We start from the raw sequence: 14,165 nt of genomic DNA, 5'->3' as shown, positions 1-14,165 counted from the left end.
TTCAGGCTCTTCATTAGGCGGTTAGCCCTGCCAGTGGGCACGGGCGGCGGCGACGTCCGCATCGATCGCCGACTTCAACGCCTCCAGTGAGGCGAAACGCTGCTCATCACGCAGCTTGTGGTGGAATTCCACCGTCAAGCGCCGGCCATACAGATCGCCAGCGAAGTCCAGCAAGTGAATCTCCAGATGGGGCCGGCCATCGCCGGCGACCGTGGGGCGAACCCCGATATTGGCAACGCCCGGCCAGGCGCGCCCGTCCAGCATTGCGCTCACCAGGTACACCCCGGTGAAGGGCGCCCGACGCCGCTTGAGCTGCACATTGGCTGTTGGCCAACCCAACTGGCGGGCCAGCTTCTGCCCGTGCAACACTCGCCCGCCGATGCGAAACGGCCGGCCCAGCAGGCGCTCGGCCTGGGTGAAATCCCCCGCGGCCAGCGCCCTGCGAACCTGGGTGCTACTGACACGCACGCCGTCTTCCTCGACCGTGCGTGCTGCTTCCAGGGTGAAGCCCTGCGTGCGAGCGGCCTCGACGAGGAAGTCGAAGTCCCCCAGGCGGTCGCAACCGAAGCGGAAGTCGTCGCCGACCTCCAGATGCCGCACGCCCAGCCCTGCCACCAGCACGGTGTCGACGAACTCGGCCGCGCTGAGGCTGCGCAAGCGCTGGTTGAATGCCAGGCACAACACCCGGTCGATGCCCTCGGCGGCCAGCAGCTCGAGCTTGTCGCGCAGCCGCGACAGCCGCGCCGGAGCGGTGTCCGGGCTGAAGTATTCACGGGGCTGCGGCTCGAAGATCACCACGCAGCTCGGCACGCCAAGCTCCTGGGCACGTTCGCGCAAGCGCTTGAGGATGGCCTGGTGGCCCCTGTGCACTCCGTCGAAATTACCTATGGTGGCGACACAGCCCCGATGATGGGGGCGCAGGTTGTGAAGGCCTCGAACCAGCTGCATAGCGCGCTTCTTGCTCATAAAGTCGCCGATTATAACCACACCCGGGCACGGACGACAGGCAACAGCGCAGGCAAGCGGCCATCGCCCGATGAAACCGATATTCGGGCAGGCGCGGGGAATTTCAATGCAGCCCCCGACGAGCGAACTGGCGCAGGCGCATCCCCATGGCCAATAGCGCCAGGAAATAGGTCCCTGCGCCAGCCACCACCAGCACACCGAGGCGGGCGAAGCGTTCGAGCATAGCGCCATCAGCCCAGGGCGGCATCACTGCCATCAGCCCCAGCAGCACCCCGCTCATGGCAGCGACCGCTATGCCCAGGCGCAACAGAAAGCCGAGCCAGCCCGGTTGCGGCTGGAACATTCGCTGGCGGCGCAACTGCCAATACAAGAGCCCGGCGTTGAGGGTCGCTCCGCCGCTGATCGCCAAGGCCAGGCCCGCGTGCTTGAGCGGCCCGATCAGGGCCAGGTTGAACAGCTGAGTAGCCACTAATGTGCTGATGGCAATCTTTACCGGTGTGCGGATGTTTTGCTGGGCATAGAAGCCTGGGGCCAGCACCTTGATCAGGATGATGCCCAGCAGCCCGACTGAATAAGCCATGAGCGCGCGCTGGGTCATCGCGGCATCGAAGGCATCGAAGCGGCCGTATTGGAACAGCGCCACTGTCAACGGCTCGGCCAGCACCCCCAGCGCCACCGCACACGGGAGCACCAACAGGAAGCACAGACGCAGGCCCCAGTCCAGGATACGCGAATACTCCTGGCGGTCCTTGTTCGCATAGGTGCGCGCCAATGTTGGCAGCAGGATCGTACCCAAAGCCACCCCAAGCACGCCCGACGGCAGCTCCATCAGGCGATCGGCGTAATACATCCAGGAAACGGAACCAGCAACCAGGAACGATGCAAAGATGGTGTTGATGATCAGCGAGATCTGACTGACCGAAACGCCCAGAATGGCCGGCCCCATCTGCTTGAGCACACGCAATGCCCCGGTGTGCCGCAGGCTTAGCCGGGGCAGTACCAGCATGCCGATTTTTTTCAGGTGCGGCAGTTGGTAGAGCAACTGCGCCAGCCCGCCCGCCAGCACCGACCAGGCCAACGCCATGACCGGTGGATGGAAATAGGGCGTGAGAAACAGCGCGAAGCCGATCATCGCAACGTTGAGTAACGTGGGTGTGAAAGCCGGCACCGAAAAACGGTTCCAGGTATTGAGGATGGCCCCGGCCAGGGATGACAGCGAGATCAGCAATATATAAGGGAAGGTGACCCGAAGCAGCGAGCTGGTGAGTTCGAATTTTTCGGGCGTATCGGCGAACCCGGGGGCCGTCAGCCAGATGACCCAGGGGGCGGCAAGCATGCCCAATGCGGTGACCACGGCCAGTGCGAGGGTCAGCAACCCCGCCACATAAGCGGTAAAGGTACGTGCGGCCTCGTCGCCTTGCTGTTGCCGATACTCAGCGAGAATCGGCACGAATGCCTGGGAGAAGGCGCCTTCGGCGAAAATGCGCCGCAGCAGATTCGGCAGCTTGAAGGCGATGAAGAAGGCGTCCGTGGCCATGCCGGCGCCGAAGATCCGCGCGACCAGGGTGTCGCGTACGAAACCCAGCACCCGGGATATCATGGTAATGGAACTGACCGCGGCCAGGGATTTGAGCAGGTTCATGGAGATGGTTTGCGCTATTGGGCAAAAAGCCGAAAGTGTACAGCCCGCGCTGTGGAAGGAAAGGTTTTCCGCTCAGCACCGTTCGTCCTTAAATCATCAGGAATACAAGGCGCTATCCCTTGACATTACCCACGCGCGTCGGCATGATTCGCGGCCTTATTTGTTTGCTATTACCCAAGTCTTTCGAGGAGCTCGACGGTGGCCAACTCACCTTCCGCCAAAAAACGTGCAAAACAGGCTGAGAAGCGTCGCAGCCACAACGCCAGCCTGCGTTCGATGGTTCGTACCTACATCAAGAACGTAGTCAAAGCGATCGACACCAAAGACGCCGAGAAAGCGCAAGCTGCCTACACCCTGGCTGTGCCTGTTATCGACCGTATGGCCGACAAGGGCATCATCCACAAGAACAAGGCTGCCCGTCACAAGAGCCGTCTGAATGGCCACATCAAGGCCCTGAAGACCGCCGCTGCTGCCTAAGCAACGCGCTTCATAAAAAACCGGCCCCTGTGGCCGGTTTTTTGTTGCCTGGCAAATACCGGTGGAACCAGGGCCGGCCAGCTGGCAAAGCCCAGGATCAGAGCATTCAGGCTCGCTGGCGAGCGCCAACCCCACGACAAGCGGCAAGGGCGTACCGTTATGAGGCCAGTCACTGGCAAGCCTAGCGCTGCAAGCCATCAGACCGAGAAAGATCCACAGAATCCCTACAGGCTCAGCGAACCGGCCAGGGCAGGATCGGGATCGCCGTCACCGCGTTCTGCGGGCTGCCCTCGATCAGCCGGTCGCTATAAACCAGGTACACCAGCGTATTACGCTTGGTGTCGAAGAAGCGCACCACTTGCATGGTCTTGAATACCAGCGAGGTACGCTCCTTGAAGACCTCCTCGCCATCTTTCAACGGCTGAGCAAAGCGCACGGGGCCGACCTGGCGACAGGCGATGGACGCCTCGGCACGGTCTTCGGCCAACCCCAGGCCACCCTTCACGCCGCCCGTTTTGGCGCGCGACAAATAGCAGGTCACGCCCTCGACCTTGGGATCGTCGAAAGCCTCGACCACAATGCGGTCATTGGGGCCGAGGAACTTGAACACGGTCGACACCTCACCCACCTGCTCGGCCTGGGCGAGCAAAGGAGCGAAGGCCGCAGCCAAGATCAGGGTACGCAAACCTTTCATACTCAGCCTCACACCAGAATCAGGTTGTCGCGATGGATCAGCTCTGGCTCGGCCATGTAGCCCAGCAAGCCATGAATGGCGTCGGACGGTTGCCCGATGATCTTCTGCGCTTCGGCGGCGCTGTAATTACTCAAGCCGCGGGCCACTTCCGAGCCGTCCGGGGCCACGCAGACGACCATTTCGCCGCGCCGGAAGCCACCCTGCACACCTTTGACCCCCACGGGCAACAGGCTCTTGCTGGCCGCGCGCAGCGCCTGCACCGCGCCATCATCTAACTGTAGAGTACCGCGGGTTTGCAGGTGCCCGGCCAGCCACTGCTTGCGCGCTGCGAGCATGCCGCGCTCCGGCGACAGCAAGGTACCCAGGCGTTCGCCTGCCTTGAGCCGATCGAGCACGCGCTCGATGCGCCCGCCCACGATCAACGTATGAGCACCGGAGCGGGCTGCCAGACGTGCCGCGCGCAGCTTGGTCTGCATCCCGCCACGCCCCAGCGCGCCGCCGGTACCACCGGCCACGGCATCGAGGGTCGGGTCATCGGCGCGGGCCTCGTGAATCAACTGGGCATCAGGGTTGTTGCGCGGGTCTGCATCGAACATGCCGTCGCGATCAGTGAGGATCACCAACAGGTCAGCCTCGACCAGGTTGGCCACTAACGCCGCCAACGTGTCGTTGTCGCCGAAGCGGATTTCATCGGTAACCACGGTGTCGTTCTCGTTGATCACCGGAATCACGCTCAGCTCCACCAGGGCCCGCAAGGTGCTGCGTGCGTTGAGGTAACGTTTGCGATCGGAGAGGTCGTCGTGGGTTAGCAGGATCTGCGCTGTGCGGCGCTGGTGCTGGGCGAAGCTGGACTCCCAGGCCTGCACCAGGCCCATCTGGCCGATGGCGGCAGCGGCTTGCAGTTCATGCATGGCGGTTGGGCGCTGAGCCCAGCCAAGGCGGCTCATGCCCGCGGCCACGGCCCCGGACGATACCAGCACCAGCTCCACCCCTGCCTCGTGCAAAGCGACCATCTGTTCGACCCATACCGCCATGGCCGCGCGATCCAGGCCCTTGCCGTCCGCCGTCAGTAACGCGCTGCCGATCTTGACTACCCAGCGCTGCGCACCCGTCACCTTGCTCCGCATCATTGTGTCCTTGCCTGCCCAACCCATAACCCATGACGAAAAACGCCCCGGGCCCGATCGGGAGGCAAGGGCTACTTTCCTTGCCAGCCCGCCCGGAACCGGGGCGCTGTAGTGTACTGCAACCGATCAGTCGCGCACGTAAATGATTTCCGGGCCGTCTTCGTCGTCTTCTTCGTCCCAGTCGTCATCATCGCCGATGTCGTGCACGCTCTTCACGCCGCTGCGGCGCAGCGCACGCTGGTCATCCAGAGCCTGCAGCTGGGCACGAGCTTCGTCTTCGATACGCTGGTCGAGCTCGGCAGCCTCCTCGGCGAATGCCGGGTCCTCGGCCAGGCGCTCGGCGCGCAGCTCGAGATAACGCATGATGTCGCGGCTCAGGCGTTCGGTACCCTCCTTGGCCAAGGCAGAGATCACATACACCGGGCCTTCCCACTGCAAGCGATCCACCACTGCCTTGACGGCGGCCTCGTGTTCTTCTTCGAGCAGATTGTCGCACTTGTTCAACACCAGCCAACGGTCCCGCTCGGCCAGGGAGGGGCTGAACTTGACCAGCTCATTGACGATCACCTCGGCCGCATCAGCCGGATCGGTTTCGTCGAACGGCGCCATGTCGACCAGATGCAACAGCAAGCGAGTACGTGCCAAATGCTTGAGGAAGCGAATCCCCAGGCCAGCGCCATCCGAGGCGCCTTCGATCAGCCCAGGGATGTCCGCGATCACAAAGCTCTTCCACCGGTCCACGCTCACCACACCCAGGTTCGGCACCAAGGTGGTGAACGGGTAATCAGCGACCTTCGGCTTGGCCGCGGACACCGAGCGAATGAAGGTACTCTTGCCGGCGTTGGGCAGGCCGAGCAGGCCGACGTCCGCCAACACCTTCATTTCGAGCTTGAGGTCGCGCTGGTCGCCGGGCTTGCCGGGAGTGGTCTGCCGCGGCGCACGGTTGGTGCTGGACTTGAATCGGCTGTTGCCAAGGCCATGCCAGCCGCCCTGCGCCACCATCAACCGCTGGCCCGGCTTGACCAGGTCACCGATGACTTCCTGGGTGCTCGCGTCGATCACCGTGGTGCCCACGGGCACGCGCAGCACCAGGTCTTCACCCTTGGCGCCGGTGCAGTCGGTACTGCCACCGTTTTGCCCACGCTGCGCATCGAAATGGCGGGTATAACGGTAGTCCACCAAGGTATTGAGGTTCTCGTCGGCCTCCATGAATACCGAGCCGCCGTCACCACCGTCACCGCCGTTGGGGCCGCCATTCTCGATAAACTTTTCGCGGCGGAAGCTCATGCAACCGTTGCCACCGTCACCCGCTTTCACGCGGATGGATACTTCATCTACAAACTTCATAAAAACATGCCTCTCGCCCCAAGGGCGAGCCGTATAAGCCAGGGAACATAAGGCTCTTGCAAAAATGAGCGCAGCGCCCCAATCAACGACCGAGTGAAACAGCGCTGGAGCTCAAGCAGACAGCTTTGCAAGAGACTCACTACAAACAAAAAAGCCCCGTCGTGAGACAGGGCTTTTCAGCGAAATCGCGATCAGGCCGCGATGACGCTTACGTAACGACGACCGAAAGCACCTTTGACTTCGAACTTCACCACGCCTTCGACTTTAGCGAAGAGGGTGTGGTCCTTGCCGATGCCAACGCCGTAGCCAGCGTGGAACTGGGTGCCGCGCTGACGCACGATGATGTTGCCGGCCTTGATGGCCTGGCCGCCGAACATTTTCACGCCAAGGCGTTTACTTTCGGAATCGCGACCGTTACGGGTACTACCACCAGCTTTTTTGTGTGCCATGAGTTCAATACTCCAATGTGCGGATCAGGCTAGAAATCAGGCCTGGATACCGGTGATTTTGATCTCGGTGAACCACTGGCGGTGGCCCATGCGCTTCATGTGGTGCTTACGGCGACGGAACTTGATGATGCGGATCTTATCGTGACGGCCTTGTGCTACCACTTCGGCAACCACTTTAGCGCCTTCAACGACCGGCGCGCCGATGTTCACGTCATCGCCATTGCCAACCAACAGAACGCGATCGAAGGTCACGGATTCGCCAGTGGCGACTTCCAGTTTCTCGATCTTCAGGTATTCACCTTCGGCGACCTTGTATTGCTTGCCACCGGTAACGATTACTGCGTACATGATATTTCTCCGTTAATCCTGCTCACCCAGCGCTTTATAAGAAGAGGTGTTGGCTGGCATGGCTGCAGTGGGCGGAAACCCGATGGGGGTCCCTACTGCAATTGCGTAAGGCAGGTGATGCCCAGGAAGTTCAGGGTGCGCGATTGTACGCAACGGCGGTTTCCCGCGCAAGGGTTGCGGGATGAGCGAGCACGCCGGCGGCACACGGCCCGGGCCTGGGGCGCCCGCCCCCTGCCTTGACACGCCGGGACCTGACACCTAGCATGCCGCGCAACCTTTATGGAGCGTTAGCCGCTGATGCAACCCCAAGCCTTTTATCGTGCGGTGGCGGAAGATTTCACCGCCGTCGACGAGATCATCAAGCAGCAGCTGACCTCGCGGGTGCCGCTGGTATCGAAGATCGGCGACTATATCATCTCCGCGGGCGGCAAACGCCTTCGGCCACTGCTGGTCCTGCTCGGCGGCAAGGCACTGGGGTATGAAGGCAACAACCTGCGACTATTGGCCGCAACCATCGAATTCCTCCATACCGCCACCCTATTGCACGACGACGTGGTCGATATGTCCGGCATGCGCCGTGGCCGCTCCACTGCCAACGCCATGTGGGGCAATGCGCCCAGCGTGCTGGTCGGGGACTTCCTTTATTCACGTTCCTTCGAAATGATGGTCGAGCTGGGCTCGATGCCGGTGATGCAGATTCTGTCCCAGGCCACGCGGATCATCGCCGAGGGCGAAGTACTGCAACTGTCCAAGGTGCGCGATGCGAGCACCAGCGAAGAAACCTACATGGACGTGATCCGCGGCAAGACCGCGATGCTCTTCGAGGCCGCTACCCATAGCGCCGCCGCACTGGCCGGAGCGAACGACCAGGCACGCGAAGCGCTGCGCCAATTCGGCGACCACCTGGGCGTAGCCTTTCAGCTGGTGGACGATCTGCTCGATTACAAAGGCGATGCCGACACCCTGGGCAAGAACGTTGGCGATGACCTGGCGGAGGGCAAGCCTACCCTGCCGCTGATCTACACCATGCGCGAGGGTACCGCCGAACAGGCAGCACTGGTTCGCCAGGCCATCCAGAAAGGCGGCATCGAAGACCTCGAGCGCATCCGCGAGGCGGTGGACGCCTCCGGGGCGCTAGCCTATACCGCGCAATTGGCCCAAAGTTACGCAGGCCGTGCCATCGCTTGCCTGGACGCTCTGCCGGCCAGCGAGTACCGTGACGCACTGGTCGAGCTGAGCGAATTCGCGGTCGCCCGTACCCACTGAAATCCCGTCGCACTGCCACGGCCGTTGCCCTCTGCGCTTGGCGCACGTGGTCACGCCGTGCGCGCCTTTACATGAGGAATCCCCATGTCGCTCCCACCCTGCCCCCAATGTGGCTCTGAATACGTGTATGAAGATGCCAACCACCTCGTATGCCCCGAATGTGCGCACGAATGGACCGCTGACCAAGCCGCCGCAAGCGACGACGACGGCCTGATCGTAAAGGATTCTGTAGGCAACACGCTTCAGGACGGCGACAGCATAACCGTCATCAAGGACCTGAAGGTCAAAGGCACTTCATTGGTGGTCAAGGTAGGGACCAAGGTGCGCAACATCCGCTTGTGCGAAGGCGACCACGATATCGATTGCAAGATCGATGGCATCGGCGCCATGAAGCTGAAGTCTGAGTTCGTGCGCAAGGCCTGACGACCGGCACAGAACAGTCTTTGCAAAAACGCAAATACGAATTATTCTCAATGAACCTCATCAAGGAGAATAATCGTGACCTACCTCATCGACGCCTGGCTGGACCGTGCCCACCCTTACCTGCGCATCCTGCATCGAGAAACCGGTGAGGTCTGCGCGGTGCTCCATGAAGACGCCCTGGACGAGCTACGCGAGCAGGGCGAACTGGATTTCGAAGGGCTGAACTCTACAGAGCCAATGGTGCAGAAAGAGCTGATACGCAGCCTGTTCCTGTTCTGCTATGCGCGAGCGTTGCGCCCGGCGGGCGAGTTGCATTGAGCGTATGCAGCCCCACGAGATTTGGTTGAAGCGATCCTTGCAGGAGCCGGCGACAGCCTGCGAACCTCAGATGCCGCAGGTTCGCGGGCTTCGCACGCTCTTACCATCTGAGCTTTGGAGCGATTACAAAATCTCGAGCAGCTCTACATCGAACACCAGCACGCTGTGCGGTGGAATCGAACCCACGCCCTGAGCGCCGTAGGCCAGTTCGCTCGGCACATACAAGCGCCATTTGCTACCCGTACCCATCAGTTGCAGAGCCTCGGTCCAGCCAGCGATCACGCCGCCTACCGGGAATTCGGCTGGCTGGCCACGATCGTAGGAGCTATCAAAGACGGTGCCATCGATCAGGGTGCCGTGATAGTGGGTGCGCACGGTGCTTTCGCGGGTAGGCTTCTGGCCAGTGCCGGCGGTAAGCACTTCATATTGCAGGCCAGACGCCAGGGTGGTGATGCCCTCGCGCTTGGCGTTCTCGGCCAGGTAAGCGATACCCTCGCCGGCTGCCGCTTCGGCACGGGCTTTCTCCTGCGCCTGCATGACTTCGCGAATGGCGCGGAAGGCGTTGTTCAGGTCGTCTGGTGCAACGCGGCTGGGTTCGCCACGGAACGCGTCGGTCAACCCGGCGATCAGCGCATCGAGGCTCACGCCTGGTGGCGGGTTATCACGGATCTGGTCGCCAAGCTGGCGGCCAATACCATAGCTGACGCGGGTTTCGTCAGTGGAGAGGTTCACTTCGGACATTGCACTGCTCCGTAGGAGGGCCGGTAAACCGGCCCGGGCCAAAAAGGCGTGCAGCCTAGCACATCAGTGCTTGGTGAGTTTATCCAGGTAGCCCATGGCAAAGGCAGAAACCACGAAGGTCATGTGAATGATCACGTACCACATCAGGTGCCTGGCATCGATGTTCTGGGCGTCCATGAACACCCGTAGCAGGTGAATGGACGAAATCGCCACGATCGATGCAGCCACCTTCATCTTGAGCGAGGTCGAGTCCATCTTGCCGAGCCAGCTCAGTTTTTCGGCGCTCTCGTCGATGTCCAGCTGCGACACGAAGTTTTCGTAGCCCGAGATCATCACCATCACCAACAGGCCGCCGACCAGCGCCATGTCGATCAGCGACAACAGCACGAGGATCAGGTCGGACTCCGCCAGGGAAAATACATTGGGCAAGACGTGGAAGATTTCTTGGAAAAACTTCAAGGCCAGCGCCAGAAGCCCTAATGACAAACCCAGATAGATAGGCGCCAGCAACCAGCGCGACGCGTACATGGTTCTTTCAATCAAACGTTCCATTGCTTCTCACAATAGCCAGACACAAATCAACCGGTAGGCGCGGACCAAGCCCGCGAGCCAGGGGCCCTACAGCGAACCGGTATCATACAGGCTTGTGAGTGGTGCGGGCCAAGGCACGGGGCACAGCCTGTCAGGCGTGCCCGCACCGGCTCGTCAGGCATCCGGCCGCGCCAGATAGTCGCCCAGGTGACGACCCCGCTCGGCGTTGATCTTGCGCAGCTGGCTGTGCAAGTGGATGTCCCAGATCTGCGGATCATGCCGCAGCTGATAACCGTGGAGGGTAAGGCTATCGACAATGGCGTCGAGGACCGATTCCGCCGCCCGCGAGCCATGGAACGGACCTTGAGCCTTGATGGCTGTGGGTTGCTCGCCGGACATGCCAGCCGCGAAGAGGAGCGTCCAGTGGCCTACATCCCCAGCCACCGGGCGGATGATGCATTCGATGCGGGTTTCGAGCCCGAGGCACTGACGGGTGAGGCTGAGCGAGTGAGCCATGCTGGCAATCCCTCCGCTTGGTGATTCTCCTCAGACCGCAATCACGCGAAAAGATCCGCGCCCTAGGCGCCCTGGCGCCGAGCGGTCATAACCGCCCGGCAGCGCGCAGCCTCATGAGCAGGGCTTGACCTCCGCCAGCGCCTCGACCTTGTGCTCCCGTTCGGCCTCGCGAAGCTCTTCCTCGCTGATCACCTCGGCGATAGCGCGCAGGCGGTCGACGACCAAGGCATTCACGCTTTCTTCCGGGAAGTTACCGTTACCGTCAGGGTCCCCCGCCTCTTCGCCCACCAGCAGGCTCAGCGCTTCGTCAGCCTGGCTCACCGCATACACATGGAACTTGCCGTCGCGCACCGCCTTGACCACGCGCTCGTCGAGCATCAGCGTGGCCACGTTGGCCTTGGGAATGATGGCGCCCTGCTCCCCAGTCAGGCCCCGGGCTTCGCACAGGCGGAAGAACCCTTCGATTTTTTCGTTCACGCCCCCTACGGCCTGCACTTCGCCGAACTGGTTGATCGATCCGGTGATGGCGAAGCATTGCTTGAGCGGCTTGCGTGAGAGCGCCGAGATAAGCGTGCACGCCTCGCCCAGCGAAGCGCTGTCCCCGTCCACATACCCGTAGGACTGCTCCAACGCGATACTGGCGGAAATGGCCAGCGGAAACTCCTGCGCATAGCGACTGCCCAGGTAGCCGGTGAGGATCATCACACCTTTGGAGTGGATCGGCTGGCCGAGGTTGACCTCGCGCTCGATGTCGACGATGCCGCTGCTGCCCGGATACACCGTGGCGGAGATGCGCGCAGGCACGCCAAAGGCGGAGTCTCCCACGGCCAACACCGTCAGCCCGTTGCATTTGCCCACTGCCGCGCCCGTGGTGTCGATCAGCACGATACCGGCGAGCATGTCGTCGAGGATCCGTGCAGACACCCGGCCGGTGCGGGTTGCCTTGGCTTTGAGTGCTCGCTCGATGTGGCCGGCATCGGTGACCGGGTCACCAGCGATCTGGCGGATGAAATCGGCCTCGCTGACCAACTGGAACAGGTCCCCGATCTTTGCTGACAAACGCCCCTGATGCTCGGCCAGGCGCGCGCTATAAGTAGCCAGCCGCGCCACGGCGTCGGCACTCAGCGCGGCCATGCCCTCCTCGGAGGTACGGGTTTTGAGCAACTGGGCGAATTGCTCGAGGCTATCGCCATCCATGGGGATGTCTTCGTCGAAGTCCACCAGTACCCGGAACATCTCCTGGAAGTCCGGATCGTGGTCCTGCAACGCATAGTAGAGCTGGCGCGAGCCGATGATCACCACCTTGACGTTGAGCGGGATCATCTGCGGCGCGAGCGTCACCGTCGCCAGGCGGCCGTACTCGCCCAGCGGAGATTCCATTTTCAACCGGCGGGACTGCAGCGAGCGCTTGAGCGCATCCCAGACGAAAGGCTCCCCAAGCATCTTCTCCGCTTCGAGGATCAGGAAGCCGCCATTGGCCCGGTGTAGCGCGCCGGAACGCAGCTGACGGTAGTTGGTGTACAGCGCGCCTTGGTCGGTGCTGTATTCGATGCGGCCGAACAGGTTGTCGTAGGTCGGGTGCGGCTCGAAAACCACCGGGGCACCGCCACTGGCGTGATGGCCGATAACCAGGTTCGGCGCGTACTGCTCCTCGAGCATCTTGCGCGCGACAGCATCTCCCTTGGGATCGTCGACCAGTTGCTCGACCACGGTGCGCAGCAGGTGCACCTGCATGGCCTGCAAGTAGGCGCATACCCCGGCGAATTCCGAGTATCGCTCCGAGAGCGGCCCCAGCAGCGGCTGCAAGGCGATGGTGATGGTTTCTTCGTTGAGCTGGCGCAGTTGGTTGCTCGACTCACGCTTCCACTGCGGCAGGCTGGCGAGCTCTTCGTTCAGCCGCTCCTCGAGGCCGGCGATGTCGCTGTGGAAGCGGTCCCGATCCGCTTCCGGCAGTTGGGCGAATTCAGCTTCATCCAAGGCCTTGCCATCGAGCATCGGGGTGAAGGCAATATTGCTGCTGTCCCGGTATAGAGCGATGTCCTTCTCCAGCGCGGCCCGTTCGATCACATCCAGCGCGCGGTCATAGCGATGGTTGAAGGCGCGGTCGATCGCACTCTTCTTTTGCTGGTAGGACGGGTGTTCGAACACTGCGGGGAAGGTTGCCAGCAGGTTGTCGATCAGCGTGCCGATATCGCTGATGAACTCGCCAGCGCTGCCTGGCGGCATCTCCAACGCGCGCGGGTTGCGCGGCTCGTCGAAGTTGTTCACGTAAACCCAGTCGCTGGGTGTCTGCAGGCGCTTGGCTTCGGTTTTCAGGTAGCGCTTGGCGAAGGAAAACCGACCAGTACCCGGCTCGCCCATCACGAACACGTTGTAGCCGGGGCGCGGCATCGCGACGCCGAATTGCAAGGCTTCCACCGCGCGTTCCTGCCCCAGCACGCCACGGAAAGGCTCCAGGTCCTCGGTGCTGGCGAAGCTGAACTGCTCGGCGGTAAAGGGGCGGGCCAGGGCTTCGGGGGCAAGACGCAGGCGGACGGCAGCGGAATCGGGCATCGGGCTTCCTTAGGTTTACAAGCTATGGAACATTCTGGCGCTGGCGGGGCGCGGCTGGCAAGGCGAGGTAGATCACCCAAAACAGGAGCACTGAAATGAGCCGTGGAGGCTTGCGGCGTAAGGGCATTTTCCAAAATGCGCGGCAATCACCGACGGAACCCTGATTAGTGCCTAAACTCCAACGTGCGCGCCCAGCCAAACGGCAGGCCCGCACCTGGTGCTCGGCAGGGCCCAGGCCATTCTGATTGACATGCGAGAACAATGCTATGAAACGGATTCTGCTTGGCTCCCTGTTTACTGTTGCCTCCCTCCACGCATTCGCCCAGGCCCCCGGCGGCCCGGACTGCGGCTGGGGCAACATGCTGTTCGAAGGCCAGCGCGGCACCCCGGCCCACTTCCTGGCCTCCACCACCAATGGCACCTCGGGTAACGCCACCTTCGGGATGACTTCGGGCACCAACGGCTGCAATACCAGCGGCGCACTGACCTATGGCGGCAAATCCTGGATTGCCATGAATGGCATGATGGACGAACTGTCCGAAGACATGGCCAAGGGCCAAGGCGAGGCACTGACCACTTACGCCGTAGTGCTGGGCGTTCAGCCGGAAGACCGCGCGTACTTCTCCAGCGTCACTCACCAGCATTTCGGCGACATCTTCAAAACCGCCGACGTTACCGCTGAAGACGTTCACGCCAATACCCTCAATGTACTGAAGAGCGATCCGCGGCTGGCTAAATACGCAACCCAAGCTTAAGCTCGCGTTTCC

The 14,165-nt window shown here is 62.0% G+C and carries 16 protein-coding genes; 5 read left to right on the top strand and 11 right to left on the bottom strand.

Features of this window, described 5'->3' with window-relative positions:
* Positions 1–21: 21 nt before the first annotated feature.
* Together ribF and murJ are read right to left on the bottom strand one after the other, a co-directional pair.
* Positions 22–948: a bifunctional riboflavin kinase/FAD synthetase gene (ribF, locus tag OGL93_RS00310; protein ID WP_263260266.1), complete on the bottom strand. Its 927-nt coding sequence runs from the start codon at positions 946–948 to the stop codon at positions 22–24.
* A gap of 121 nt (positions 949–1,069) precedes the next feature.
* Positions 1,070–2,608 (bottom strand): murein biosynthesis integral membrane protein MurJ, encoded by a 1,539-nt coding sequence (murJ, locus tag OGL93_RS00305; RefSeq protein WP_263260264.1) that lies wholly within the window; start codon positions 2,606–2,608, stop codon positions 1,070–1,072.
* Positions 2,609–2,806: 198 nt separating this feature from the next.
* Here murJ and rpsT point away from each other — a divergent pair, with 198 nt between their 5' ends.
* Positions 2,807–3,085 carry a 30S ribosomal protein S20 gene (gene rpsT / locus OGL93_RS00300; protein WP_181115681.1) on the top strand — a complete coding sequence of 93 codons (279 nt, stop codon included), beginning with the start codon at positions 2,807–2,809 and terminating at the stop codon, positions 3,083–3,085.
* Between the two features lie 232 nt (positions 3,086–3,317).
* Here the strand turns inward: rpsT and OGL93_RS00295 are convergent, their stop codons facing one another.
* The 5 genes from OGL93_RS00295 to rplU form a co-directional block, all read right to left on the bottom strand.
* On the bottom strand, positions 3,318–3,779 hold the full coding sequence (locus tag OGL93_RS00295) for a CreA family protein (protein ID WP_263260262.1): 462 nt from the start codon (positions 3,777–3,779) through the stop codon (positions 3,318–3,320).
* An 8-nt stretch (positions 3,780–3,787) separates the two neighbouring features.
* Entirely contained in the window at positions 3,788–4,906 is a 1,119-nt protein-coding gene (proB, locus tag OGL93_RS00290; RefSeq protein WP_263261080.1) for a glutamate 5-kinase, read from the bottom strand.
* A 126-nt stretch (positions 4,907–5,032) separates the two neighbouring features.
* Complete coding sequence (gene cgtA, locus OGL93_RS00285) at positions 5,033–6,253, bottom strand: Obg family GTPase CgtA (protein ID WP_263260261.1); 1,221 nt, start codon at positions 6,251–6,253, stop codon at positions 5,033–5,035.
* A 191-nt stretch (positions 6,254–6,444) separates the two neighbouring features.
* Positions 6,445–6,702 carry a 50S ribosomal protein L27 gene (gene rpmA / locus OGL93_RS00280; protein WP_263260259.1) on the bottom strand — a complete coding sequence of 86 codons (258 nt, stop codon included), beginning with the start codon at positions 6,700–6,702 and terminating at the stop codon, positions 6,445–6,447.
* A 36-nt stretch (positions 6,703–6,738) separates the two neighbouring features.
* The gene (rplU, locus tag OGL93_RS00275; RefSeq protein ID WP_263260257.1) at positions 6,739–7,050 is read right to left on the bottom strand and encodes a 50S ribosomal protein L21; all 312 of its coding nucleotides are present in this window, start codon (positions 7,048–7,050) and stop codon (positions 6,739–6,741) included.
* Positions 7,051–7,347: 297 nt separating this feature from the next.
* On the opposite strand from rplU, the gene OGL93_RS00270 reads away from it, so the two are divergent.
* From OGL93_RS00270 to OGL93_RS00260, 3 genes are all read left to right on the top strand, one after another.
* Positions 7,348–8,316, top strand: coding sequence for a polyprenyl synthetase family protein (locus OGL93_RS00270; protein WP_263260255.1), 969 nt, complete (start codon positions 7,348–7,350; stop codon positions 8,314–8,316).
* Positions 8,317–8,400: 84 nt separating this feature from the next.
* Entirely contained in the window at positions 8,401–8,739 is a 339-nt protein-coding gene (locus OGL93_RS00265; RefSeq protein ID WP_263260253.1) for a zinc ribbon domain-containing protein YjdM, read from the top strand.
* 75 nt (positions 8,740–8,814) lie between these two features.
* Positions 8,815–9,057, top strand: a complete 243-nt coding sequence (locus tag OGL93_RS00260; protein ID WP_263260251.1) for a hypothetical protein — start codon at positions 8,815–8,817, stop codon at positions 9,055–9,057.
* 123 nt (positions 9,058–9,180) lie between these two features.
* Here OGL93_RS00260 and OGL93_RS00255 read toward each other — a convergent pair whose 3' ends face one another.
* From OGL93_RS00255 to OGL93_RS00240, 4 genes are all read right to left on the bottom strand, one after another.
* Complete coding sequence (locus OGL93_RS00255) at positions 9,181–9,798, bottom strand: FKBP-type peptidyl-prolyl cis-trans isomerase (RefSeq protein WP_263260250.1); 618 nt, start codon at positions 9,796–9,798, stop codon at positions 9,181–9,183.
* Positions 9,799–9,861: 63 nt separating this feature from the next.
* A complete protein-coding gene (locus OGL93_RS00250) occupies positions 9,862–10,350 on the bottom strand; it encodes a TIGR00645 family protein (RefSeq protein ID WP_263260249.1) in 489 nt (162 codons plus the stop codon).
* Positions 10,351–10,503: 153 nt separating this feature from the next.
* A complete protein-coding gene (locus OGL93_RS00245) occupies positions 10,504–10,845 on the bottom strand; it encodes a hypothetical protein (protein ID WP_263260247.1) in 342 nt (113 codons plus the stop codon).
* 111 nt (positions 10,846–10,956) lie between these two features.
* Complete coding sequence (locus tag OGL93_RS00240) at positions 10,957–13,398, bottom strand: AAA family ATPase (RefSeq protein ID WP_263260246.1); 2,442 nt, start codon at positions 13,396–13,398, stop codon at positions 10,957–10,959.
* 266 nt (positions 13,399–13,664) lie between these two features.
* On the opposite strand from OGL93_RS00240, the gene OGL93_RS00235 reads away from it, so the two are divergent.
* The gene (locus OGL93_RS00235; RefSeq protein ID WP_263260245.1) at positions 13,665–14,153 is read left to right on the top strand and encodes a DUF3015 domain-containing protein; all 489 of its coding nucleotides are present in this window, start codon (positions 13,665–13,667) and stop codon (positions 14,151–14,153) included.
* Positions 14,154–14,165 lie beyond the last annotated feature (12 nt).

This window comes from Pseudomonas sp. RIT-PI-S (assembly GCF_025642975.1).
In the GTDB taxonomy this organism is placed as follows: Bacteria; Pseudomonadota; Gammaproteobacteria; order Pseudomonadales; family Pseudomonadaceae; genus Aquipseudomonas.
The sequence above is the reverse complement of the archived record's forward strand: the minus strand, read 5'-3'. Positions and strand labels throughout refer to the sequence as shown.

What these genes read in the sequence shown, in the direction of transcription:
- ribF (WP_263260266.1), bottom strand. Translation starts at nt 948, where the DNA reads ATGCAGCTGGTTCGAGGCCTTCACAACCTGCGCCCCCATCATCGGGGC.
- murJ (WP_263260264.1), bottom strand. Translation starts at nt 2,608, where the DNA reads ATGAACCTGCTCAAATCCCTGGCCGCGGTCAGTTCCATTACCATGATA.
- OGL93_RS00295 (WP_263260262.1), bottom strand. Translation starts at nt 3,779, where the DNA reads ATGAAAGGTTTGCGTACCCTGATCTTGGCTGCGGCCTTCGCTCCTTTG.
- proB (WP_263261080.1), bottom strand. Translation starts at nt 4,906, where the DNA reads ATGCGGAGCAAGGTGACGGGTGCGCAGCGCTGGGTAGTCAAGATCGGC.
- cgtA (WP_263260261.1), bottom strand. Translation starts at nt 6,253, where the DNA reads ATGAAGTTTGTAGATGAAGTATCCATCCGCGTGAAAGCGGGTGACGGT.
- rpmA (WP_263260259.1), bottom strand. Translation starts at nt 6,702, where the DNA reads ATGGCACACAAAAAAGCTGGTGGTAGTACCCGTAACGGTCGCGATTCC.
- rplU (WP_263260257.1), bottom strand. Translation starts at nt 7,050, where the DNA reads ATGTACGCAGTAATCGTTACCGGTGGCAAGCAATACAAGGTCGCCGAA.
- OGL93_RS00270 (WP_263260255.1), top strand. Translation starts at nt 7,348, where the DNA reads ATGCAACCCCAAGCCTTTTATCGTGCGGTGGCGGAAGATTTCACCGCC.
- OGL93_RS00265 (WP_263260253.1), top strand. Translation starts at nt 8,401, where the DNA reads ATGTCGCTCCCACCCTGCCCCCAATGTGGCTCTGAATACGTGTATGAA.
- OGL93_RS00255 (WP_263260250.1), bottom strand. Translation starts at nt 9,798, where the DNA reads ATGTCCGAAGTGAACCTCTCCACTGACGAAACCCGCGTCAGCTATGGT.
- OGL93_RS00250 (WP_263260249.1), bottom strand. Translation starts at nt 10,350, where the DNA reads ATGGAACGTTTGATTGAAAGAACCATGTACGCGTCGCGCTGGTTGCTG.
- OGL93_RS00245 (WP_263260247.1), bottom strand. Translation starts at nt 10,845, where the DNA reads ATGGCTCACTCGCTCAGCCTCACCCGTCAGTGCCTCGGGCTCGAAACC.
- OGL93_RS00240 (WP_263260246.1), bottom strand. Translation starts at nt 13,398, where the DNA reads ATGCCCGATTCCGCTGCCGTCCGCCTGCGTCTTGCCCCCGAAGCCCTG.
- OGL93_RS00235 (WP_263260245.1), top strand. Translation starts at nt 13,665, where the DNA reads ATGAAACGGATTCTGCTTGGCTCCCTGTTTACTGTTGCCTCCCTCCAC.